14 protein-coding genes are annotated in these 23,807 nt (G+C 53.5%); 7 read left to right on the forward strand and 7 right to left on the reverse strand.

Annotated features, from left to right (window positions below; all coding sequences use genetic code 11):
- Window positions 1-105: 105 nt before the first annotated feature.
- The gene (locus IPM28_13665; protein MBK9174031.1) at window positions 106-651 is read right to left on the reverse strand and encodes a histidine phosphatase family protein; all 546 of its coding nucleotides are present in this window, start codon (window positions 649-651) and stop codon (window positions 106-108) included.
- 97 nt (window positions 652-748) lie between these two features.
- Between IPM28_13665 and IPM28_13670 the strand changes: the two genes are divergently transcribed.
- The 5 genes from IPM28_13670 to IPM28_13690 all read left to right on the forward strand — a co-directional run bounded on the left by IPM28_13670 (window position 749) and on the right by IPM28_13690 (window position 7,316).
- On the forward strand, window positions 749-2,647 hold the full coding sequence (locus IPM28_13670) for a histidine kinase (protein ID MBK9174032.1): 1,899 nt from the start codon (window positions 749-751) through the stop codon (window positions 2,645-2,647).
- Window positions 2,644-3,423 carry a response regulator transcription factor gene (locus tag IPM28_13675; GenBank protein MBK9174033.1) on the forward strand — a complete coding sequence of 260 codons (780 nt, stop codon included), beginning with the start codon at window positions 2,644-2,646 and terminating at the stop codon, window positions 3,421-3,423. Before IPM28_13670 ends, IPM28_13675 begins: the two co-directional genes overlap by 4 nt.
- Before the next feature lie 129 nt (window positions 3,424-3,552).
- On the forward strand, window positions 3,553-5,793 hold the full coding sequence (locus IPM28_13680) for a TonB-dependent receptor (GenBank protein MBK9174034.1): 2,241 nt from the start codon (window positions 3,553-3,555) through the stop codon (window positions 5,791-5,793).
- A gap of 101 nt (window positions 5,794-5,894) precedes the next feature.
- On the forward strand, window positions 5,895-6,560 hold the full coding sequence (locus tag IPM28_13685; GenBank protein MBK9174035.1) for a dienelactone hydrolase family protein: 666 nt from the start codon (window positions 5,895-5,897) through the stop codon (window positions 6,558-6,560).
- A 60-nt stretch (window positions 6,561-6,620) separates the two neighbouring features.
- Window positions 6,621-7,316 (forward strand): hypothetical protein, encoded by a 696-nt coding sequence (locus IPM28_13690; GenBank protein ID MBK9174036.1) that lies wholly within the window; start codon window positions 6,621-6,623, stop codon window positions 7,314-7,316.
- Between the two features lie 64 nt (window positions 7,317-7,380).
- Here IPM28_13690 and IPM28_13695 read toward each other — a convergent pair whose 3' ends face one another.
- A complete protein-coding gene (locus tag IPM28_13695; GenBank protein MBK9174037.1) occupies window positions 7,381-8,601 on the reverse strand; it encodes a GGDEF domain-containing protein in 1,221 nt (406 codons plus the stop codon).
- Between the two features lie 239 nt (window positions 8,602-8,840).
- Window positions 8,841-9,779 (reverse strand): carbohydrate kinase family protein, encoded by a 939-nt coding sequence (locus IPM28_13700; protein ID MBK9174038.1) that lies wholly within the window; start codon window positions 9,777-9,779, stop codon window positions 8,841-8,843.
- Between the two features lie 164 nt (window positions 9,780-9,943).
- Here IPM28_13700 and IPM28_13705 point away from each other — a divergent pair, with 164 nt between their 5' ends.
- Window positions 9,944-10,159 carry a hypothetical protein gene (locus IPM28_13705; protein ID MBK9174039.1) on the forward strand — a complete coding sequence of 72 codons (216 nt, stop codon included), beginning with the start codon at window positions 9,944-9,946 and terminating at the stop codon, window positions 10,157-10,159.
- An 18-nt stretch (window positions 10,160-10,177) separates the two neighbouring features.
- Here the strand turns inward: IPM28_13705 and IPM28_13710 are convergent, their stop codons facing one another.
- Complete coding sequence (locus IPM28_13710) at window positions 10,178-11,146, reverse strand: VWA domain-containing protein (GenBank protein MBK9174040.1); 969 nt, start codon at window positions 11,144-11,146, stop codon at window positions 10,178-10,180.
- Between the two features lie 290 nt (window positions 11,147-11,436).
- Here IPM28_13710 and IPM28_13715 point away from each other — a divergent pair, with 290 nt between their 5' ends.
- The gene (locus IPM28_13715; GenBank protein ID MBK9174041.1) at window positions 11,437-14,025 is read left to right on the forward strand and encodes a diguanylate cyclase; all 2,589 of its coding nucleotides are present in this window, start codon (window positions 11,437-11,439) and stop codon (window positions 14,023-14,025) included.
- 30 nt (window positions 14,026-14,055) lie between these two features.
- Here IPM28_13715 and IPM28_13720 read toward each other — a convergent pair whose 3' ends face one another.
- The 3 genes from IPM28_13720 to ribB all read right to left on the reverse strand — a co-directional run bounded on the left by IPM28_13720 (window position 14,056) and on the right by ribB (window position 23,699).
- On the reverse strand, window positions 14,056-17,289 hold the full coding sequence (locus IPM28_13720) for a BamA/TamA family outer membrane protein (GenBank protein ID MBK9174042.1): 3,234 nt from the start codon (window positions 17,287-17,289) through the stop codon (window positions 14,056-14,058).
- A 138-nt stretch (window positions 17,290-17,427) separates the two neighbouring features.
- Entirely contained in the window at window positions 17,428-22,545 is a 5,118-nt protein-coding gene (locus IPM28_13725) for a translocation/assembly module TamB domain-containing protein (protein ID MBK9174043.1), read from the reverse strand.
- 26 nt (window positions 22,546-22,571) lie between these two features.
- Entirely contained in the window at window positions 22,572-23,699 is a 1,128-nt protein-coding gene (ribB, locus tag IPM28_13730) for a 3,4-dihydroxy-2-butanone-4-phosphate synthase (protein ID MBK9174044.1), read from the reverse strand.
- Window positions 23,700-23,807 lie beyond the last annotated feature (108 nt).

The raw sequence follows: 23,807 nt of genomic DNA on the forward strand, positions 1-23,807 counted from the left end.
ATTGTACGCAAAAGGGCAGTCTATGCCTGGCAACTTAAGGCGTCATTAACTCTTTGTTACCATTGTGTTAAATGTTACAGCTTCCTCGGGTGTAAGGTTCCCGGCCTATCCGCCGGCCTTTTGGGCCTCATCTTTTGGGCGAATGACCGACACCAAACGCCCGCAATTCTTTGCAAGCGAGGTCCATTGCTCGATCTCGAGATCGATGGTCGCGACGGCTGCGGTCGGCATGCTTTCATGCTCAGATGTAAGAAAATCGATGAAGCCCTCGAGTCCCGGATTGTGACCGATCAGCATTACCGAAGCGATGGCGTCGTCGATCTCGGAAACCACCTGTCGGAGCGTATTGGGGCTTGCTTCGTAAATGCGTTCGTCAAACCGGAGGACGGCATTCGAACCGGAACTTTCCTTGACGATCTTGGCCGTCTGCATTGCGCGGACGGCCGGCGAGCTGATAAAGAATTCCGGCAGCAAGCCTCGCCGAGAGATCAACTCGGCCATGAAGGGTGCCGTATTCAGGCCACGATCGTTTAGCGGCCGTTCAAAATCAGACAATCCCGGCGAATCCCAACTTGATTTCGCGTGACGCATTAGAAACAGTCGCTTCATATCATCCGATCGAATTTCTTTCTGGATAATACTACGCTTCATTCGTTTGCCGATACAACTGTCTGTTGGGCTGAAACGACTATCTGTTAATATGGCTTTTGGCGGATCATTGATGCGGGACTAAGGTATCAGCGACGAAATGAATTCCCTGAATGCGGCATTGTTGGTGAATTGCATTGGCTTTGCGGTCGGGATCGCGCTTTATGGCCTGTTAGGTGCGATGGTCCTTCAGCACCGCGGTCAGGAACGCGCTCGCTTTGCCCATAAGCTGCTACTGGTGACGTCCTTGCTGGGCTTGATCTGGAACGTGGGCGAGATGTCTGTTTTCGTTCTCGGAGACTTTGGCACGTCCGCAAATCTCGCGTTCTTGACCGCGACCGCTTATTCAGCTCTCGGCTTTTTGCCGTCCGTTGTTGTCCATTCAGCACAGAATGGTGAAGCGCGATGGACGCCGCTTACCTACATTGCCTACGCCGTAAGCTCGTTTGCGGCGACGCTTCATTTCGTCGCGGCCGCCAGCGGTTCGGTCGTACCCTCGAGCTTCGGGCTGATGGTACTGATTCTCGGGGCTGTTTCGCTCGCTGTCGGCCTCGTTTTCGTCTATTTTCGACAGACTTTGACGCAGCGGGCCATTTGGACGACCGCTCTGCTGATATTCGCTGTCTCGGGCCTTCATTTCGTCGACAAGCGAGAAGGAAGTTCGTGGCTGATCGAGCTCGTTGCACATCAATCGTCGCTGCCGCTCGCTCTTGCGATCCTTTATCAGAATTACCGATTCGCCTTTGCCGATCTATTCTTGAAGCGAGCCGTGTCGCTGATCCTGCTCTCGATGGTGGCGTTCGGGCTATACGTCCTGGTCGCGGCTCCGCTGTTGCGTTATCACGAAACCCACGATAGAAACGATGTTCTTGCCATAAGCCTCATATTGATCCTTTGGATCGCAACAGCGCTCGTTTATCCCTCGCTGCATAGGCTCGCGGTTCTGTTTGTAGACAAGGTTATCCTTCAGCGGATCGACTATGCCCAACTGCAAACTGAATTGACAGAGACCTTCGAAAATCTCGGTTCGAGCAACGACGTTCTCGATGTCGCCTCGGGCCGCCTGGCTGAGGCGCTTACGTCAGAAGGGTCAAAGTGGTACGAGATCGCTGAAAGACACGATCGTGGAACGGCGACATTCGTCGATTTTCAGCCCGATCTGGTCGAGGTGTTTGTTCCGACCGCAGAACCGCCGTATTTTCAAATTGAGCTGTCAAAGTTTCACGGCGGACGAAGGCTGCTTTCGGACGAGATCACGATGCTCGCTTCTATCTCGCTTGCGGCGGCACGTCGGATCGATGCGCTTCGGGTGATCCACGAGCGATGCGAGCAAGAATATCGCGAACAAGAAATATCAAAGCTCGCGGCCGAAGCTCAGCTGACGGCGTTGCGTGCGCAGGTGAATCCGCATTTTCTTTTCAATGCGTTGACCACGATCGGCTACCTGATAAGGTCGTCGCCCGAACGTGCGTTTGAAACGCTTCTGCAGCTGACAAGACTCCTGCGAGGGGTCTTAAGATCGTCCGACGAATTTTGTACGCTTGGCGAGGAATTGAAGATCATCGAAAGCTATTTGGATATCGAAAAAGCGCGATTCGAAGAACGTCTCACGGTTGAGATCGACGTTTCCGACGAGATCGCGAAAATGCGCATACCCGCGCTCATCCTGCAGCCGATCGTCGAAAACGCGATAAAACACGGCATATCGGAAAACAGGTCGGGCGGACACATCGGGATCTCCGCTGAGATGGACGACGCAGGCGAAAAACTTGTGATCGAGGTAAGCGATACAGGCTCCGGCAAAGGCGATCTCGATGTCGACGAACCGTACGGTGTCGGACTATCAAACGTTCGCGGCAGGCTTCGATCCTACTATGGCCCTGATGCCGGACTCGGGCTTGAGATCGACAAAAATGGCCACACGGTCGCAACAATCACATTACCCGTAACTAGTCCGACGGGGCGGAAAACGAGCAGGCCGAAAGTTGCAAGGATATGAGCAGGATCAGAATAGTCATTGCCGACGACGAACGTCCCGCGAGGGAATTCCTAAAATCGCTTCTGGCGGAGATCTCGAATATCGATCTGATCGGCGAGGCTGAAAATGGGATCGATGCGATCGATCTGATCAAAGCGAAAAAGCCCGATCTCGCGCTGCTCGATCTTCAGATGCCCGGAGCTTCGGGGCTTGAAGTCGTCGGTTCGTTGACAAAAAATGAGATGCCGCTCGTTGCGTTCGTGACCGCTTATGATGATCACGCGGTCAACGCATTTGAGGTCAATGCGGTCGACTATTTGCTGAAGCCGGTCGAGATCAAGCGGCTGCGAGAAACGATCGCTCGGGCGACAGAGAGGCTCGAGCGTGAGGATTGGCGGGCCACGGAGGCGGAAAAGCTCAAAAATGCGACAAGCGTCTACGGTCCGGCAACGCCCGGAGACTATGTCGAGCGCATCCCCGTGCGAATTAAGGAAGAGATCGTTCTGGTGCCGGTCGGTGATGTTTCATCGATCGTTGCCGACGGAGAATTGCTCAGGATCACAAGTCAGGACAATAAGCGGTACACGATCAATTTTCGACTGAAAGACCTTGAGGTCAGATTGGATCCGAAGAAGTTCATTCGCTTATCGCGAAGTGCTGTTGTCAATCTCGAATCGATATCGAGAATCGCGCCAATGCCCGGCGGCACATTTCTGGTAAGCATGAAAAACGGGCAGGAACTCGCCTCAAGCCGGATCCAGTCGAAGGTCCTGCGCACTAATCTGCTAAAGATCTGATAAGACAGGCCAATTGAAACCTACCGCTCATTGTCTGATTTCAGCCACTCATTAAAAACTTGTCGATCTTAAAGGCTGACCTCGCCGACAATATCTATTTGAAATATCAACGTTACGGAACGAAAACTTATGAGAACTTTTTTCGGTTTGATGATGCTGGCAATATGCACTTCGGCAGTCAGCGCTCAAAATGCATCTATCAGCGGTAAGGTCACTTTTGGCGGAAACACCGCCTTACACGACGCATCTGTTCAGATCATTCAGACAAAGCAGACAACAAGCACCGACACCGAGGGCAATTATCGATTGACCGACGTCGCCCCTGGCAGATATACGCTGCTTGTGCATATTGAAGGGTTTTCGGACGAAACACGTTTTGTTAATGTAGCGGCCGGTGCTGATCTGAAGATCGATTTTCAGCTCCAGATCGCGTCCCTAAAGGAACAGGTCACGGTTACTGCGTCAGGTGCAGAACAATCGGTCTTCGATTCGTTTCAAACGGTGAACTCGGTCGGATCGACCCGGATCACGGAACGTGCGTCAACGTCGATCGGGGAGGTTCTCGAGTTGGAGACCGGCGTTGCGAAGCGGAGCTTTGGGCCGGGCTCATCGCGGCCGGTGATCCGAGGATTTGACGGTGACCGCGTACTCGTCCTTCAAGACGGAGTGCGTAATGGTTCGGTCGGGTCGCAGTCGGGTGATCATGGAGAACCGATCGATCCGTTGAGCGCCGAGCGCATCGAGGTCGTAAAGGGGCCTGCGACATTGCTTTACGGCAGCAATGCTCTTGGCGGTGTGGTCAACGTTATCGGACACCATAATGACGACTATCATGACGGATTTCGAGGGTTCGCGACGGTTGTTGGCGGTACGGCGGATCGCCAAGGCGCATTCTCGGGCGGTGCCGAATATGGGATCAAACGTTGGCTATTTCGCGCGAATCTTGGTGCCGCGCGAACAGGCGACTATCAATCGCCGATAGGCCGCGTCGACAATTCTTCATCGCGATCCAATACTGCCTCGGGCGGAATGGGTTATTTCGGTGAAAAAGCATTCTTTAACGGCAATTACAGCTACGACGTAAGGCGCTACGGAGTTCCTTATGCGGCTTTGTTCGAAGGCGGAAAAAAGAAGGAGGTCCTAGGTGAGCTACCAGAAGTAGATGAAGAGATCGATCTCCGTTTGCGGCGTCACAACCTTCGCTTCAACGGCGGTTTTCGAGATCTGTCGAACTCGTTCGTGAACGGCCTGACCTACAATTTCGACTACACTGACTACCGTCATCAGGAGATCGAGACCGAGGACGGCTTGGATTCGATCGGTACGGTATTTTCAAACAAGACGGTTTCTTATCGGGCTGTTTTTGAACAGCAGGCATATAAGAAACTGACCGGCAGATTCGGTTTCGAAGGCTTTGACCGTGACTATCAGGTCGAGGGTGCTGAGCAGTTGATCGACGGAAAGGTGGGGCACACGGCGTTCTCCGCGTTCGGCCTCGAGGAGCTCAACTTTGGCCGGGTGAAGCTCCAATTTGGCGGACGTATAGAAAGGAACAGCTACGACCCTGAGAACACCGAGCTGCGTAAACGCGACTTCACTGCTTTTTCAGGCGGTGTCGGGGTAAATTTCGGACTGTGGCAGGGCGGGGCACTTGTCGTGAACTACACACATGCGAACCGAGCGCCGGCACTTGAGGAGTTGTACAACAACGGTCCCCATATCGGAACGGTAACGTTCGAGATCGGGAACGAAGATCTAAGGCTCGAACGAGCAAACGGGATCGACTTTTCGCTGCGTCACCAGTCGGGCAGGTTCAGGCTTACGGGTGACGTCTATTACTACCGTATCGACAACTTTGTATTTCTCGCGCCGCAGGATGAGGACGGCGATGGTGATGTTGACATCGAAGACGGCCTGCCTGTCGGACGCTACGAGCAGGCGGATGCCGCCTATTTTGGGGCGGAATTGAGCGCCGATGTCACATTCAACAACTACATCGGAGGATTTATCAGCCTCGATGCAGTAAGGGCAAAACTCACCGACAATGACTTGAACATTCCCCGGATCCCTCCGGCACGTGCAAGGATCGGGATTGATCTTCGATACAAAGATCTGAGCATAAGGCCCGAGGCCGTCTTTGCATCGGCTCAGACAAAGACGTTTCCGCTCGAAACACGAACTGCGGGTTACGGGATACTGAACATAGCGGGATCCTACACCATCGGCCGGCAGCATTACGCTCATATCTTTTCGTTTAATGCGTATAACCTGACCGATAAGCTCTATCGCAACCACGTCAATTTTATTAAGGATCTTATGCCTGAGATCGGCCGCGGTATTAGGTTCGGGTATTCGATCAGATTTTTCTAACCTAGATATGAGCCAATGGATCGAACAACCTCGGTCCATGAGTTACGTCCTCCCAAAGGTTCGTTTATAATCTGAAGAAACGAATTTTTGGGAGGATCTTTATGTCTGCTGAACATCTCTTGTTCTCGACGGCCGCGGGCGAAACCACAGCCTATGTAGCCAAACCCGTAAACCCGAATGGCCGTGCCGTTTTGGTGATCCACGAATGGTGGGGCTTGAACGACCACGTAAAGGAGATCGCCGATCGATACGCCGCAGAGGGATTTATCGCTGTTGCACCGGACCTGTATCACGGCAAGATCGCTGTAAACGCGGACGAAGCTTCGAAAATGATGCATGCCCTTTCGATCGAGGACGGCATCGCGACGATATCAGCGGCCGTTGAGAAGGCCAGGGAAGCATTGAATATCTCGCATTTTGGGATCACGGGATACTGCATGGGCGGCACCTTCGCGCTTCGAGCGGCCTGTACGCTTGAAGGCTTTAGTGCCGCTGCGCCGTTTTACGGCGATATTCCGAACGACGACGTCTTAAGTAAACTCAAAACGCCAACGATCTTTGTTTCGGGAACGCGTGACGGATGGATAACGCCCGAGAAAGTCGCCGCACTCGAAGATGCAGCAGAACGGTTCGAGCTTCCGGTTCACTCCGTAAAGTATGACGCCGATCACGCATTCTTTAATGATACGCGGCCCGAGGTCTATGATGCAGTTGCGGCAAGCGATGCATGGGCGTTGGTCGTCGGTTTCTTCAATGATAAGCTCTGAGCGAATCGGGCACCTTTTGAATTTGCTCCCACGTCTAAATGTCGATCTCGGAGGTGAGTTGTGAGACTTTCGTCATCTGCTTTCCTGCTTTTGGTGTTGACACCAGCCGTATCGTTCACTCAGCAAAAAAGCGACGCTCTTCCGGTCAGCGTGGTCGCTTTTGAATGGAAAAGCGAGCGGAGGTCATTTACCGGAAGTGCCGAAACAGCTGTTGCCGTGCCTCAAATGATCCCCGAAAATAGAAATTTTCAGAGAGCCGCCCGCGCCCAGCAAACACCCGGAGCACAAGATCCGAATGACCAAACGATCGACGGGCGCAGCTCTGCTATCGAGAAGAATGTTCAGGAATCGCGAAAGCGAAAGGCAGAACCTGTCAACGGTTTTGCCTATACGGTGAAGATCAGGAATGACGGCAGTACACTTGTAGAGGTCGTGTTCGTCGAGTTTCGCTTTGTCGAGAAAGCAAGGCCTTCAAATGTTGTTCGACGGCAGTTTGTATGTGTTGCAAATATAACACCCGGCGAAAAAAAGGAGCTGAGTGTTTTCAGCACGGCCGGGCCGAGCGACGTCATTAGCACCGATAGTCTCAGCGACCGCAATGCTAAGCTATTTACAGAAATCGCTTTTGTAAATCGGACCGAGGATTCGAAAGGGGTTATCGTGCAGCGAAGCGACTGGAAATTTGCCGAAGTGCGAAACGGGCTGCTTAGTGCGACGTCTACGCCCTGGGGAATGGAGAGTTGTCGCCCGATCTAAGACGCCCCGTCTCCGCGGCTGTTTTTGTACGCTCGTCCCGGCCCGGATCTCGGCCAGCGAAAGGCTACTGAGTGATGTCGATCGTCGGGATATTTCGTGAAGCCGTCGGTACAAAATTTGCCGGATCGATGCTTTGAGTCTGCCGCCCGCGTTTGCGCCGATACATCTCCGCATCGGCATCGCTTATCGCTTTCTCGAGGTCGGCAATATCGGTAAAATCGCGAAATCCCCACGAAACTCCTATCGTCATCGGTTCCTGGACGCCGTCGAGTTTTACGCTACGCAACAGGTTTTCAAGTCGGGACATCCGTGTCTCGGCCATTTCCGCATCCATGCTGACCATAATTACGAAAAATTCGTCGCCGCCCCACCTATAGATCAGGTCTTCTGCCCTTATTATGTCGCGTATCGAACGGACGACGACCCTGATCGCCGCGTCGCCCGCGGAATGTCCAAAACAATCGTTGATATTCTTAAGTCCGTCAATGTCAAAAAAACCCACACAGCCGGCAACCGTGGTACCGTCTTCGTTACCCTTGCGAACAAATCCATAGAACGCGTGTCGGTTGAACGCGGCAGTCAACGGATCGGTATGGACAAGCTCCTCGAGGCGCTTGTGTGCATCCTGTAAACGTTTATTGGCCGTCTGAAAATCTGCGAGCACCTTTTCAAGCAAAACGATCACCATTCCGAATCCGAGTGACGTCTGGAGGACCAGATTGACCGCCGAATTGTATGCCAGGATCTGATTGGCGAACGGGACCGCGTTGCGCATTGTGAAGACAAAGAAATATCCAGCGAAATTTATGGCCAGCATTGCCAGCGCGACGTGCAGTACGTGCCAGCCAAAGCTTCGCAGAGCGGACTTTCTTGCTGAATAGAATGCAAAAGCAAAAAACCCGGCGACGATCAAGAAATGGATCGGCAAGATCTCGTTGAAATCGGAAGCGAGCAGAGGCAGAATGACCGCGATGATCAAAAACGGTGCGATCATCATCTCGGTTCGCGGCTGCATCTCTTGCTCTGAATCAAGGCTGCGGATACCGGCGATGAGCATGAAGCCGAATATGTATTCGCCGAGGAAATAATAGGTAAACAACAGCGACCCAAGTTGGGTGTAATCGAAAGCGAGGCGAAGTGATATCAATGCAAACGAGAGGCATAGCCAGGCTATCGTCCAATATTTAAGCGCCGTAAGCTTTAGGGAGCGACGAAGGAATAGCGAGAGGATGGTGATCAGGAAGACACCATTAAGCTGAGCGATGAGGCCGATCTTCGAATCCATAGGTCAGAAGGCAAGCAGCGAATTAGGTTGCTGACGAAGGAGGGAAGCAGGGCTAATAAGGAAAGGGAGATGCCCGGAAGATTATAGTCCATTGCGAACCACAATGTCCATATATTTTTAATCGTGTTTAACATCGATTCTCAGGCCTAGAGCGGTTAACTGTGTGAGATCGAAACCGGCAAACCATAAGAGATCAATAGCCCTCAGCCTCGGATATCAACTGATGACCTATTGCGGTTTCATCTTCCGGTCATCAGGTCACGGAGTTCGGTTTTGTTCGGAAGCGCAGTTCTCGCCCCGACCGCACGGCATTTCAGCGCCGCCACAGCGTTTGCCATGCGAGCCGATTCCTCGACCGTTTCGCCGGTCAGTAGGCCATATATCAGACCTACCCGAAACGAATCGCCCGCCCCTGTCGTGTCCTTACATCCGCCGGGCACGGCGAAACCGGAGGTTTCGATGAACGAGCCTTCACATAATAGAAGGGATCCTGATTCCCCTAACGTAGTACCGACCACGCGCGCTCCATATCTGGAACGCATCTCGGTCAGTGCTTCCTTAGCGTCTCTGATCCCGAAAAGCTTTGAAGGAAATTCAGCTGAGGTGATGAGAATATCGATGTGCGGCAAAAGCTCGTCGAGCCCGTCAAAAACGTTATCGATGTCGAGCGACACGATGGTGCCGCTTCGGCGGGCGGCCTCGGCTAGCGTCCTGCAAGCCGCCGTGTCATGCGGGGACATGTGCAGGACCTTTGAGCAACCTGCGGCGGACATCGGAACGTCTTCGCTGGTAAACGCCAACCGATGGTCACGCTGCCAGATGACGGTCCGTTCGCCATTTCTAGTATCGATGATGATGAAGGCGATCTGTGTCGATGCGCCCTGGATCTTTTCGGAAAAACGAATATCGACGCCCTCTTCGATCAGACTCTTCATTCCGAAATCGCCGGCAGCGTCGCCGCCGAACCGCCCGACATACAACGATTTCAGGCCGAGTCGCTGTAGCCCGACCATTGTCGTGGCTATTTCTCCACCGGCGGCCTGGACGTAGTCGGTCAACTCGACCTTTTTTGAAAAATCGGGATATGCCGGAACACTGATAAGAAAGTCGACGGCATTAGTACCAAAGCCGGTAACATCAAAGTCAGTATCGTCCCTGATCGAGAATGGAAATTGCATGCGTTATCTTCCGCTGGCCATTCGAAATTTCTTCTTCAGAAAAATAGTTGGGGCGAGTCTTGCGGTGTCGCCGGATTTCAATGTAAATTTGAAAGGTTCTCAAATGAGAAAAAGATCGTTCCTAATAACTTCTAAATTTATTAGATTTTCGGAGAAAACCAAAAATGCCAACATCGATTTGCCCGGAGTGTGACGAAGAAGTTTATGTTGACGCAGAATCCGAACAAGGTGACCGTGTATCGTGCGACGAGTGCGGTTCCGACCTGGTAGTTGTCGGTCTTGATCCGTTCGAATTGGATCTTCGGGGTGATACGGATGACGAAGAATTGGGCGTCGACAAGGATTTCGATTCGTATGATTATGACGACGACCGCTACTGATCGCTCCGATTCTCTGAACTACTCCTGTCGTTTGAGTGTGTAACCCGTTCGGTTCTGCTTAACGACAAATCCGCTTTTTGATTCAACCTTGACCCTTCGATAGTCTTCAGGATCATTCTCGTCGGGATAAAACGCAACCACGTAGGATGACGTTATCTGCTCGGCCAGCGCTTTGAACAGCGGGTCGAGATCGTTTTCATTCGCATAAAAGCTTACGCCGCCGGTCCGAGTCACGATCCCTGACGATTCGAACGGGGTCATCAGCGGCCGTTTGCTTCCCTGCAGCCGGGAATAAGATGGCATGATCACTGAAAAGACACTTACATCGGCGGCCTGTGCCCGCTCGATCACGGTTCTCGGTGCAACCACATCTCCAACCGGAAATCCGTCAGATATCACCACGACCGCCCGTTTCGGAATGCGGCTGCGTATCGATCGCGGAGATCGACGTTCGATCATTCTGACCGCATGATCGACAGCGTCGTAGGCGTGCGTCGAAAGCCCCGAACGGTCTTTCGCGATCTTACCTAAAGATCTTTCTATCTTTTCACGGCGATTCGTTAAGTCCTGGACCGTTTTGACATCCATCGCGAAGGCTACCACCGCAAAATACGAATCAGGATTCGCAAGCCGTGCGATGAACTGATCCATTGCGGATCTGAGCCGATCGAGCTCGGCCTCGGTCATACTGCCGGATACATCTAATGCGAAGACGACAACCAGCGGACGCTGGAGTTCGACATTTCTGATCGGCTGAAAAAAATCGATCTGCCTTTCTTTGCCGTTCTCGAGGATCCGAAAATCGCTCGACTGCAGGCCGTTTATCGGTTTCCCTCGCGGATCGGTAACGGTCACCTCAAATGAAACAAGCTCGGTTTCGACACGGATCACTTCGGTTTTGTCCTGAGCGAACGCGACGCCCGCCACAAAGATCGCAGAAAGAGCGACCAACAATACTCGAAGATGACGATCGTGGGATTTGAACATACGCGATCTCGGGTCAGGGGATTCGTCCTTTCTTTCAATTTGAACGTTCGCGGTCAATATGAGCATTCAATATGACGGCATCATCGAACGATTCCTTACGGGTAAGACCGAAAACCCAACAAATCAAGTAGATTTAGGATACCAAATAATTGGCACAACGTTTGATATTCCTATAGCAGAGCACGTCAGGCCGAAAGCCTTTCGCTGCTTCGTGCTGAAACCCGGCGAGGGTCGAATGATCATCCGACTACCGATCTACGCTGGCAGGATAAGGGGTTCTCAAACGTCAAATGGACGACATTAGCGGAAACAATCCAGGACTGAGGTCAAATCTGGCTCGATGGACGATATTGAGCGTCGCTGCCCTGTTTGCGGCCTTTTCGTTCTATCAGATCTTTAGTTACACGTTTGTGAGCTTTGTCGTGATCGCTGTCTCATCGATCGTTGCCTCGTTGATCGGGAAGTACGAGATGAGCGTTCCCGGAACCGAGATCAAGTTTCGGCCTAAGGTCGTGCTGGCATTCTGGGGCGCGATGTGGCTGGGCGTCGGCGGGGCAGCAATACTTGGATCGTTGGCTTCTGCGTCGAAAAAGGAATCAGCTTCGAAATACACGATGAACGACGCGCTTCGGATCGCGTCTGACACGATCGCTGCATTTTTGGGTGCTCTGGCGTTTCAGGTTTCACTCATCTACTATGCTGGTTCAAAACCGGCCGCGATCGGCGGGTTCAATATTCCCAACGAGGTTGTCGCCGCGTCTTTCTTAATGGCGATCACTCACTTTGCAGTGAGTCTTGCACTTGCCGCGATCATCAATACGACATCTGATGTCGAACATCGGGTGAAAGATCTTCCCGTCCAACAGATCGCAAAGGGCTACTTCACGACCCTTTCGGCCACGATCGTTCTATTTCTGGTCTTTAACCACTTTGGCATCGAGTTCGGACTCGTGATCCTTCCGTTGGTGATCTTTGCCGATATTGCGTTCAAGATCCATATCCGAAGCCTTGAACTCAAGACCCGGCAGATCTCTGAAGCGAGCCGAGTTCATATGGCGACGGTCGAAGCCTTAGCAACGGCGATCGACGCTCGAGATCAGGTCGGGATCGGCCATGTTCGCCGAACGCAGATCTACGCTGTGGGGATCGGGAACGTCATGGGCCTGAGCGATGACGAAATAAACGCCTTGCGGACCGGAGCACTTCTTCACGATATCGGCAAACTTGCGGTGCCCGACCACATATTGAATAAACCGGGGAGGTTAACACCGGGGGAGATGGAGAAAACCAAGATCCACTCCTCCGTCGGTGCTTCCATACTCGAAAAGGTCGGGTTCCCATATCCCGTCGTTCCGATAGTAAAGTATCACCATGAATGCTGGGACGGGAGCGGATATCCCGAGGGTCTTCGCGGTAACAACATCCCGATAACTGCACGAATTCTAGCGATCGCTGATACGTTCGACACACTACGCGGAGCTCGGCCTTACCGGCACGCGGTGCCGCGCGACGAAGCCTGCGATTTCCTGCGGTCGCGAGCCGGCTCACAGTTTGACCCGACCATCGTTGATCTGTTTCTGCGAAACCTCCGTATTTTCGAGAACGAGATCGACGCGCAGGGATTGACGTACGAAAAGACGATCGAGGGACCCGCGGTCGGTTCGATAGTTCTTGATGAGAGTGCAACGCCAAATTACGTGGAGCAGATCAAGCGCGCCAATCACGAAGTCTTCACGCTTTACTCGCTTGCACGCGATTTCAGCGGTTCATTGAACCTTGACGAGACGTTGTCGCTTTTCACCCGAAAGATCGCCGAGTTCATTCCGTTCGATACCAGCGTTGTGTATTTGCTTGACGAATCGGGCGAGACCGCAACGGCTGCCTATGCCCATGGTCTGAACAGGTCCGTTCTGAGCAACAAACAGATCAAACTAGGCGAAGGAGCAACCGGATACGCACTGAAAAAGCTCAGACCGGTCGAGAACGTAGATCCGGCTCTCGATTTTGCGTTTTCCGATACTGAGATCGGCCGCGACTATTCGGCGATGCTTTCATTGCCAATACTTGCCGACGAAAAGCTGATAGGCGCGGTCTCCCTCTATTCCTGCGAACTCTCAAACTATCAGGACGAACACGTTCGGCTTCTTGATACCGTTTCGAGAATAGCGGCCGATGCGATCGAGAAAGCACTGAAACATGCAGAGGCACAGATCTACGCGTTGACGGACCCGATGACCGGACTCCCGAATTCGCGCAGCCTGCAGATCGAATTTGATAAGGAAGTCACGCGTGCCAGCCGAACTGATTCGAGCTTTCAATTGCTGGTTCTCGATCTAGATGGCTTCAAGAGTGTCAATGACACCTATGGCCACAAGACCGGCGACAATATGCTGAAAGAGGTAGGACGCGTGATAAGGGAGCAGCTCCGCGAGTACGACTTCTTATCGCGGTACGGCGGCGACGAATTTGTTGCGATCATTCCCGAGACCAATCTTGCGGATATCAAACGCCTGAAGCGGAGGATCGTCGAAGCCGTGAGCAATTTCGTAATGCCGGTGAACGACGAAGCCTTTGCCGGCGTTGGAATAAGCCTCGGGTCAGCAAGCTACCCCAGCCAGGGCGAGACCTTTGACGAGCTGATCGTAGCAGCCGACAAAGCAATGTACCTGACGAAGGCTATCAATCGTCAGAGAAAACTCGTCACCATCCCGACCGAGATCCAAGCTGGGTTGCAGCCGCCTGGTGAATCAAGCAGCACAACGATCGACACCATCATCGATCCGATCGAGGTCACCGCAACCCATGACCGGAAAAACATATCGGATCAGATAGCCGATGCAGAGGAGCTAAGGATGATCGCTTCGTCGGCTATCAACTAGACGTTCTTCGAAAAATCACAAACCGACCGATCAAAACGCCTGCGAAAATCGAAAATGAAGCTGTCCCTGTCCGAGCCGGTAAAACGCGTTCGGAGCATTGCCTTGCGGGATCAGAAACGTTGGCGGATTAAGAAGAAATCCATAGTCGATGCCAAATTCACCACCTATCGGCGTGCGGATCCGAAAGCCGAGTCCGACGGTATGCGACCATGCTGAAATTGCATTCTGGCCGGCAACATCGTTCGGGGCGGCAGATGGCTTGGTGAAGATATCGCGCGGCCTTTTGAATACATTGCCGCCATCGTAGAACGGGACAGCTCGAACGGACTTCGAAAGCGGGATACGGGCCTCGACATTGATCACGGCGAGAGCATTTCCGCCAAACGGAATAGTGAACGGATCAAGAAAGACCACCTCTCCGTCGCTGTTTCGAAACTCGCCCTCGGGAACGATCACTACTCGCGGACCCGCAGATTCGAATTCGAAACCGCGAAGCGTGTTCGCTCCGCCCGCAAAAAATCGTTCACTTATCGGCAAGAGTCCGTTCAGCTGAGAGTACTCGGCGGGAAATCGGTTGCCGTTCGAGAAGACACTTGCGAGCCCGAGAATTCCGCGGGCGGCAATCGTCGTATTCTTGAGCCTAGGGAATGTGTAGTAATAGTTGTAAGAAGCCTGAAACTTGTGAAAGCCGATATTGGCGCCCAGAGCCGGAACCGATCCGCTGTACTCGGCCGTGAAGTAGTCGCCGTTGGTCGGATCGCTGGCATTATACCGACACTTTTCGCCGACATCCCCACGGGCGATGATATCCAGGATCGAGTATTTGATATTGCAGTTGCGTCTTGTATCACGCACATAGGTCGTGCTGAAACCGGAAATTCGGATCCGCGAATCCGGCTCCAGAAGATCGCTTATCAACAGACTCTGAGTATTGAAAAGACGGACGTCCTCATACCGGTATCGAAAGAACACAATGCTCCGGTCGCGCCTGCTGATAGTTCGATTTGTTTCGGCCGAAAAGCTGAGCCGATTCAGTGTTGGATCACCCGCGGCATTACCGAATTCGTCGATAGGTACTCCGTTTTTATCGACTCGCTGGACTATGCCAAATGTTCCGCGGTCGAACGCGGAACGAAAGAAGCGTGTCACCGTCGAATCGCGTTGATACTGGATCGAGATCGTCAACGGAGCGAATTTCGCCTTGCCGTCCCGGATGAAACGCGGATTGATGAAATCGATCTGCGCTATCTGCTGACGCTGGCTCCAACGCAGCCTTGAACCGCCCTGCCACAGGTTGCCCAAGAGGTTAAAGTGACGGAGATCAACAAAACCACTCCATCCCAGGTCGGTGGAATAGCCGCCGCCATACTGAAGCAGCCGCGGCTTCTGTTCCTGGACGTCAACGATCACGTCAGTCAGTCGGCCGCCATCGGCCCGGTCGCCGACCGGCTGGGGTTTTATGTCGATTCGTTCAAATGCGTCGGTTCCGTATAAGTTCTGTTCACTTGTATAGATGTCGGCGGTTCTGAGTAATTCGTCATTTTCCAAAGCTAGCGCCCTTAGGATCGCTTCAGTTTTGGTCCGGACGTTCCCATTTACAAGAATGCGATTGATATAGACGGGTTTATTTTCGTTTTCGATGTTGTAAATGACCTTGAAACGGTTTTCACCGGACACGGCGTCGGTCGGCAACTCGTCAACGGAGAAATCTATCTTTGCGTCGTAATAACCTCGGTTTGAATAGAATTCAGCGAGAAGACGCTGCCCGTTCCGGACCCTCGCACGGGAAAAATTCTTTCCGACGATCTCGGGAAGCTGACCTTTTAACTCAGCCTCGCTGAATGCGATATTCCCCCGTATTTCGACGTCGGAAACACGTGTCGGGACACCCTGTTCGACGATAAAGGTTATGATCAGGTTCTCACCATCGGGAGAGACACCCTGGTTTATCCGCACCTCGGCTTGACGGTACCCGAGTTCGCGAAGCAGCGAACGGATCGTCGCGGCGTCCTCGTCGAGTATCGCCTGGCTCGTATAGCCACGCCCATAACCAAAGATCGGTATGATCCCGAGAATATTGGCTTCCTGAGAATCAAGCACTGAGAGGATCTCGTCGATCGTAAATTGGTCGGTGCCCCGCAGCCGAATGTCCACGAGCTTTAGACGGCGGTTGAGGTCGACGCGATAATCGATCTTCACCTCACGTCCGGTAAGATCAGTCCCAGTCAGCGTCGAGCAGCGATAACTCGTCTCGCCGGCCGCGGTCACCCCCTCGTCACCGGCCAATGGAGGGTTGACCGAACAGACAGAAACGACGTTTGCAAAGAAATAGCCTCGCTCCTGATAAAAGTTCTCAAGCCGGCGTTCACCTTCAATGATCGCCGAGTAATCGAGCGTGCCTTCACGTTTGATCGGAAGCAGCCTGTTTTGGGTCGAGTTCCCGATCTTCTCTTTGTCGGTTTCTACATTCACGACGATCTTCGGCCCCGCCGAACCGGTCAATGTGACCGTTATAGCATTGGTCTCGCTATCGAAAATGATCCGCGGCTCGTTGATAAGCGGGGCGAGGAAATCCTTAGAACGCAGGGAATCGCGGACGGATTCGATATCGCGTGCAAGGCCAGCGCGTGAGAATCGCTCGCCCGGCTGTAAGCGGATGACCGACTTCAGTTGGGAAGAATCGGCACCATCGATCGAAACATCGAAGGCTTCGATCCTGGCCTGCGGCCCAGGTGTAACGCGAAACGTCACTTCGACATCGGTCGTGGCGGCGATCGGCTTTTGTTCGAACCGAGCTTCAGCACGATAGAAGCCGCGATCACGAAGATATTCGACGATCAGATCGGCATTGCTCTGGAGCGAGCGCTCGTTTATCGCCGTGCCCGGATCGAGCAAATTCACCCGCAGAAGCAATTCCTGTTCGGTAACCCCGGATTCCAATCCGTTGACCAACGCGATCGAGACACGCTTGGCGACGGTCTTACGGCGGATCAGGAATCGAACGCCAACGCGATCATTGGCTGCATCGGCGGCCTCGACGGTGACCGCTGCGATCTGTGCAGTGCTATAAAGATCGGCGATCGCATCACGCACGCCGACGGCCGAATAGCGGCTTCCGAGTGCGTCACGCGCAATGACCCTGTATTGCTCTGCCGAGGAAATACTGGTATCGGTTCCCTCGAATGCTATCGAGATATCAGCGATCTCGCGGCCCTCGAACCGATCTTGACCGCGAACGAACAGTATGACCCCCAAAATGACCACAATAACAGCGGGAACGCGAAAAAAAGGCGACCGGTATCTTCGCCGCGCCGAGGAAAGGCGAGCAACCGGTTGCTTATTTATCTGTTCAAAGCCGGGCATCGTCGTTCGGATCAGAAATTACAGCCGTGCTGCGAGACCTTAGAACCTCCTCCTGAGACGAACTTCGAAGCTGAAATTGTCGCGATTTCGCGTCACGTTGCTCAGTGCTCTCTGCTCGTATTGAGCAACAACGGACAATCTATTCGAGACCCTGTATTCGAACGCCAGTACCTGATTCTGATCCTGTGAAAGATTGGTGGCGTACGTGACGCGTAAGTTGTTATTTATCTGCCGACCGACAGTAAGGCGAGCAGATGGATTGATGCGTTCGCCCGAGATGATCGGATCTATCTCGAAAACGTTCAAACCGAACAGCTTGTCGGTAGCTCGCCTTGCCGGATTGTTAATTATCGAATCGGTCAAGATCTCGGCCGCCGTGTTGAGCCCGGTCGATGCAAGCGTTGGGATGCCCGCAGCCGTGTTCGAGAGGCTGCCCGTCGTGATGAGCGAAACGACATCCTGCTCGGGTAACGCCGGGCTTGAACGCAATGCGGCCGTAAGACTCTCGGTATCGGTCAATGGGCCTGCGAGATTCACGAAGATCTGATAGCCCTGTATCTCGGTCTCAGCCTGCAAGTAGATGATGGGTTCGATCGCGGTATTTGGCGGAAATTCGAGGACGCCTCGCTGCACAACATATCGGTCCTTTCTGAAAAACACGGTTCCACTATTAGCCGTGATTCGTCCTGACAGCTGCGGAGCCGCCGTGGTACCCGTCAGCCGCAGCGACACTGACGCGGTCAGGTCGGCGATGTTATTTCGAACTACCAAAGCATCACGGCCCTCGATCGACAGGTCGAATCTCGGCACAAACCCCGATGACGGGCCGCTTGTCAATGTACCTTCGCGACGCGCGCCAACGACATTTGCCAGGTCGATGTCGCGACTATAGAGGCTTCGCCTTGCGAGGATCGATCCCGCGATCAAGGTCGTCAGATCTGTACCGATCCGGCGGCCGGATATCTCGAGCCGTGCATCGCCGGTCGTAACAAAATTCTCAGGAAGCGGAACGGTGATGTTTGTACCATTCAGCGAGATCTGATACGCAGCAAGTCTCAGATCGTCACCGATCAAAGCTCCGCCGCTGGCGACAAATCGGCCGCCGCCGAGGTATCCGGTCGCCTGTTCGATCTGCGCCTGATTAGATGTGAAGATCACGCGTCCCTGAAGCCGATCGAGGGTAAGACGGCTTGTCCCGATAAAGGTGGCGATCGCTCCATTATCAATATTTGCGGTCCCGGTAACCCGCGCGGTCGTGTTGACGCCGGCAAGCCGCATAGAAACATCCGCAAAACCACCGAAAAACGTATCTGCAGCGGATATTCCCGGAAATACGTTAAGGAGCGCAAGATTAACTCGTCCGTCGAGGGCCAGGTTGTTTATGCCGTCGTCGGTCAATGCCTTTGTGCCGGAAAGGGTCAAATTCGAACCGCCGCCGGCAAACCGGACACTTTCAAATGTTATTCCGCGCGTGTTGAATGTAACCGAAACGGGTTCGGTCGCGACGAGCGGTGTGTCCTGGAGCTGAAGCGAAAGCTGAGAAAACCGGGCCGAGCCCCTTAAGGCATCGGTCGAGAAGACCCTATCGCCCGATCCGTCAACGACGGTAAGATTGCCGCCAAATTCGACAACGCCGGTTCCCGTTCCGCCGATCGAGATCCCCCGAAGCCTCGGGACAAGAGCAAAAAATGGCCTTAACGGGCTCTGGTCAAGCCTGTGTTCGACACGAAACGGGAGTTCGTCTTTCGCAAAATCGACTGTCGCATTAAACACCTGCGCTTTTCCGTCGAGCGTAGCGGTCAGATCAGCGTTGAGAACCTGACGCTCGGTGATCCCCTTGAACGAAATATCTCCGAACTGATTTTCGTTGATAACCACCTCACGGGCCGTACCGGCAAAATTGACGTCGATCGACGAAGGCCGGTCGAAACTGCCGTTCGCCCGTAACGTAAAATCCGTATTTCCAAGGATGACCGGAATCGTCTCGTTCGCTGGCAGGAACGAAAGTGCAAGAGGCAAGGGGACGTTACTTCCAACAAAGTTCCCATCGAATAAGGTCGAAGCCCGGTCGTAACGTCCGCGTCCCGACACGATACCCGAATCGACGCGGATCTCCGCGGTCTCGATGTCGATCGCGGTGCCGGCAAAGACCGCCTTAGCTCGAAGCGAATCAAACGGCTGCCCTGCGATCATACCGCTTTCTGAAGCAAGATTGATCTCGCCTGTGGATTCGTTCGGTAAGCCTCGGAGCTCGACGCTGCCGGACGTCCTTCCCTGGAAATCACGAAGACGCTCGGGCAGCCAATCAGGGACGGCCGCGATCAGATTTCCGGCATTAACATCACGCAATACCGCGTTGACCGAAGTGTTGTTGCTGCCGCTTCGAGGAATGTTGACGTCAAATTCTACCGAGCCTCCGCCTGCTTCATTTAGTTCACCTTTACTCAGATCGATCGCGAAGGGAGTGACGATCACATCGGTCGCAACGAAACCGATCTCGCGGCCGCGGATTGCGACACGCTCGACGCTCGCACGGCCGTTGATGCTCGGATCAGTAAATTGACCAGTCAGCCTTCCCTCAAACTTCGCATTTCCGGCAAGCTGGACCTTCAGCGAATCCATTTGCTGTTCGATATCCGGTGAGATATCGAGGATTCGAAATAAGCGTTCAACTTCGCTTGCGTCGCCTGAGTTCAACGCGATGTCGAGAATTGAATCCTGGCCGCCAAGGTCGAATCGACCGGTCGCGCCCAGCGTACTCTGCGGCGTGGTCAGTCTCGCCTCGCGAATCGTAAACAAACCGCTATTGGCGTCAACGTCGATGCGGCCATTGACAGGGATCCGTCCGCTATCTGCACCTCCGGCACTGGCAGTGATGCCGGCATTTATCGAGCCGCTTGAGGAACCGAAATCGGTACCGTCAAATGTCAGGTCGACGTCTCCTGTAGTTTTGCCTTCGAACGGAAATACCCGACCTGACTGGATCGCAACGAGCTTTGAAAGGTCGAGGTCGACGAACGCAGCCTTAACAACTGAGCGGTCACGGTCGCTATACGAGATCCGCGCGGCACCATCAAGACGGCCGTCCATCAAGTTTGCTCTCAGTCCCGTGAGCTCGATTCCTGCGCTGTCAACGACGACCGCCGAGGTTGCCGAGCCGAGCGGAATATTCCCAACTATTCCGCCGCCGATACTCATATCGGCACTGGCGCGATAGCGGCCCGAAGGTTCGACAACAAAGACAGGCTTTACGATCTTTACGTTCTCGAGCTTGCCACCGTCGGGCAGCCTCCCTGTTTTTGCAATGGTCACGTCACCGGCGTCAATGTCGGCTGACGAGCCTTCGACCCGCCCTTCGCGAATCGTTAGCCTGACCCCGGCGATATTCAGGCTCCCGAGCGTTGCTCCGCCGCCTTCGATCCGGGCGATCCGCAGGTCATCGGAATAGATCTTTGTGTCGATCGGGTCGTCTGTAATATTAACCGACGGAGCAACGACACCGGTTATCGTCGTGCCCGGGGCATCGACACGATCGGCACGGAGGTTCTTAAGCTTGATATCGGTTCGGTTCGGGATATCTTCGAGGACAAATGAATCGGCCCTGATGTTGGTCGCGCTGTTATCTTTCAGGAATGCCTTGTCCGCGGTCATTCCGTCGATCTTTACAGTTGTTTTGCCATTATTATCACGAACATCAACATTTTTTCCGGTTACCGCTTGAATCTTGAAATCCGGGGTTTTGAATGACTTCGCCGTTGCCGCCGGCCCGGACATCTGGAATGATCCGTCTCGCGCGGCGATCTTTAGGTCGCGGGCCCTGAGATCTTCAAATTCCGAGCTTGCGATCGAGAACATTTGTGCCCTGCCGTTGCCGACCTCGGCCAAGAGCTTTCGATCCTTGTACTCTGCGACAGCATCCGACAGAAATAGGCCGCCTAAAGACAGCGATCTCGATCTAGCCGAAATTGCCTGAAGTTCACCGACCCATCGAAAGTCCGTTCCGGTCCCGCGTACGTTGCCCGCGATACGCGGAAACTCGATCCGAAAATCTTCAAAAGTAAGGAGTTCAGCAACCGCTCGACCGTTTGCCTCGTAGTTGCTGTTTGTTCCTTCGAGGGTTCCTTCGACATCGATCGCCTTTAAGTAAATGCCGTCCGCGGCAAGTGATTCGGCGTCGACCGAGCCTTCGATCCTGTATGATTCGCCCTGTCCTGAAACTCGGCCCTTGAAATTACCTACCCCGCGAAGCGCAGTTCCCAGCGAAAACGTATTCGAGCTCTGGGTCAGGTCGACGGTCGATTCGATGTTCAGGTCATACCTCAGCGAGGCCCAGTCGTTCACACGACCGGAGATATTTGAACTGCCGATCGGAGTTTCGACGCGGAGTTCGGTTATATCGGCACCGTTACGATCGGCGATGGCTTTCAAACGGATATCAATATTCTCGAGAGACCGGCCATCATATATGAATCGGGAATCAGATGAAAAAAGATCGATCAGATAGCGAGCTTCGGAATCGATCTGACCAGGCTCAGGTTCGATCCGGAGCCTGACGTTGTTTGCGTCACCGGCAATGTCGCGTGAGAGGTCATTTATATGGACGACGCTGTTCTCGATCGATACACGAGCCGTTTCATATCTAAAATTCAGGTTTGAAGACGTGGTGTCCTCGATGAGGTTAGAGAAGTTCGATCGACCGTTTTCGTTGAACTTGACCCAGACCTCGGCTCCATTGATATCGGTCGATTCGACGTTGATGTCACGAGTGAGCTGCCAGGCAAAAAGGTTGGTCACCGAAAGGCCGATGCGGGCCTCGCGGATGAAAAAGAGCTTTTCTCCGCTTACTCGATCGTTGAACGTCGCATTTCGAAGTCGGAGCTCCAAAGGATCGAGCGTAAGGCTAAAGGCATCTGCATCGAAGACTATCCCGATGCGTTCCATTTTTGCCCGAAACTGTGACCTTACAAGGTCATCAACTACGCCATAGCGATAAGCAATGAACGAAATGACTCCGACGATCAGAACCAAAACGGCGGCGGCGGCGCCGGCAACAAAGACGCGTCGACGCCAACCGCGCCGTCGAGGTACAGTGTCAGGGCTGGGCTCATGGCCGCTTCCGCCGTCCGGATCTTCTCTGCCGATTTCCTGCTCAGACATCGAACTATTGCTTAAATGTGCCGGGCTCAAAGGCTTACGGTCTCGACGATCTCGAGCTCGAACGCCTCGAGTGCATTTATCTTCGGGGGATGGTTGGTCAAAAGGCGTATCTTTTTCACACCCAGATCCTTCAATATCTGGGCGCCGATACCGTAATCGTGGACATTACCGTAACCAGTTTCACGCTTTGCGGTCTGAAAATCAATGTCTCGTTCGCGCATCAGAGCGTAGGTTTTCAGTTGGTTGACGAGATCGAGGTTGTTCTCACGCTGCCTCAGGTAAAGGATCACGCCGCGACCAGCTTCAGCGATCTTCTTCAACGAACCCTGTATCGCTGGTGCCGCCTCGCCCAGAGTGCAGCCGAACATCGCGAATGTAACATTCTCGGTTTGGACGCGGACCAATACCGGGTCGGTTGTCCCGGAAATTTCGCCCATCGCCAACGCAACATGTGTCTCACCGTTGATCTCATTCCGGTAGATGGCTGCGTTAAACGTCCCAAATTCGGTTTGCAAAGCAGTCTCAACAACGCGCTGAACGAGCAGCTCTTTTTCTACCCTGTAGCGTACGAGGTCGGCAACCGTGATTATCCTGAGTTTGTGTTTCTCGGCAAACACTTCCAGTTCCGGCATTCGAGCCATCGTGCCATCGTCATTCATTATCTCGCAGATCACCGCTGCCGGCTGGAGCCCGGCGATCCGAGCGATGTCAACGCTCGCCTCAGTTTGCCCGACCCTTACAAGAACGCCGCCGCGTTTTGCCCGAAGCGGAAAGACGTGGCCCGGGCGAGCAAGGTCGGACGGCCTTGTTGCAGGATCTACCGCTGTGCGGATGGTCCTGGCCCTGTCCGCGGCCGAGATCCCGGTCGTCACGCCTTCACGAGCCTCGATCGATATGGTGAAAGCGGTGCCCATCGAGGAAGTATTCGCTGCTGTTTGGGGAAGAAGCTGAAGCTCGTCACAACGCTCTTCTGTAAGCGGCAGACATATGAGGCCGCGGCCGTGAACAGCCATGAAATTTATCATTTCAGGCGTCACCAATTCGGCCGCGCAGACCAGGTCGCCCTCGTTCTCGCGATCCTCATCGTCGACGATAATGATCATCTTGCCATCCCTTATATCGCGGGCGGCTTCTTCGATAGTTGCTAACGGCATTTAATGCACTGATGGCGTAACGGCTCCCGTGTCATTTTGATACTTGAATTCTAGCGAAAATCGATGTGTTTAGCGAATAAAAGACCGGGTTAACAATTGCGGCGATCG

It is taken from the genome of Chloracidobacterium sp. (genome assembly GCA_016716305.1).
Lineage (GTDB): Bacteria > Acidobacteriota > Blastocatellia > Pyrinomonadales > Pyrinomonadaceae > OLB17.

What these genes read in the sequence shown, in the direction of transcription:
- IPM28_13665 (MBK9174031.1), bottom strand. Translation starts at nt 651, where the DNA reads ATGAAGCGTAGTATTATCCAGAAAGAAATTCGATCGGATGATATGAAG.
- IPM28_13670 (MBK9174032.1), top strand. Translation starts at nt 749, where the DNA reads ATGAATTCCCTGAATGCGGCATTGTTGGTGAATTGCATTGGCTTTGCG.
- IPM28_13675 (MBK9174033.1), top strand. Translation starts at nt 2,644, where the DNA reads ATGAGCAGGATCAGAATAGTCATTGCCGACGACGAACGTCCCGCGAGG.
- IPM28_13680 (MBK9174034.1), top strand. Translation starts at nt 3,553, where the DNA reads ATGAGAACTTTTTTCGGTTTGATGATGCTGGCAATATGCACTTCGGCA.
- IPM28_13685 (MBK9174035.1), top strand. Translation starts at nt 5,895, where the DNA reads ATGTCTGCTGAACATCTCTTGTTCTCGACGGCCGCGGGCGAAACCACA.
- IPM28_13695 (MBK9174037.1), bottom strand. Translation starts at nt 8,601, where the DNA reads ATGGATTCGAAGATCGGCCTCATCGCTCAGCTTAATGGTGTCTTCCTG.
- IPM28_13700 (MBK9174038.1), bottom strand. Translation starts at nt 9,779, where the DNA reads ATGCAATTTCCATTCTCGATCAGGGACGATACTGACTTTGATGTTACC.
- IPM28_13705 (MBK9174039.1), top strand. Translation starts at nt 9,944, where the DNA reads ATGCCAACATCGATTTGCCCGGAGTGTGACGAAGAAGTTTATGTTGAC.
- IPM28_13710 (MBK9174040.1), bottom strand. Translation starts at nt 11,146, where the DNA reads ATGTTCAAATCCCACGATCGTCATCTTCGAGTATTGTTGGTCGCTCTT.
- IPM28_13715 (MBK9174041.1), top strand. Translation starts at nt 11,437, where the DNA reads ATGGACGACATTAGCGGAAACAATCCAGGACTGAGGTCAAATCTGGCT.
- IPM28_13725 (MBK9174043.1), bottom strand. Translation starts at nt 22,545, where the DNA reads ATGTCTGAGCAGGAAATCGGCAGAGAAGATCCGGACGGCGGAAGCGGC.
- ribB (MBK9174044.1), bottom strand. Translation starts at nt 23,699, where the DNA reads ATGCCGTTAGCAACTATCGAAGAAGCCGCCCGCGATATAAGGGATGGC.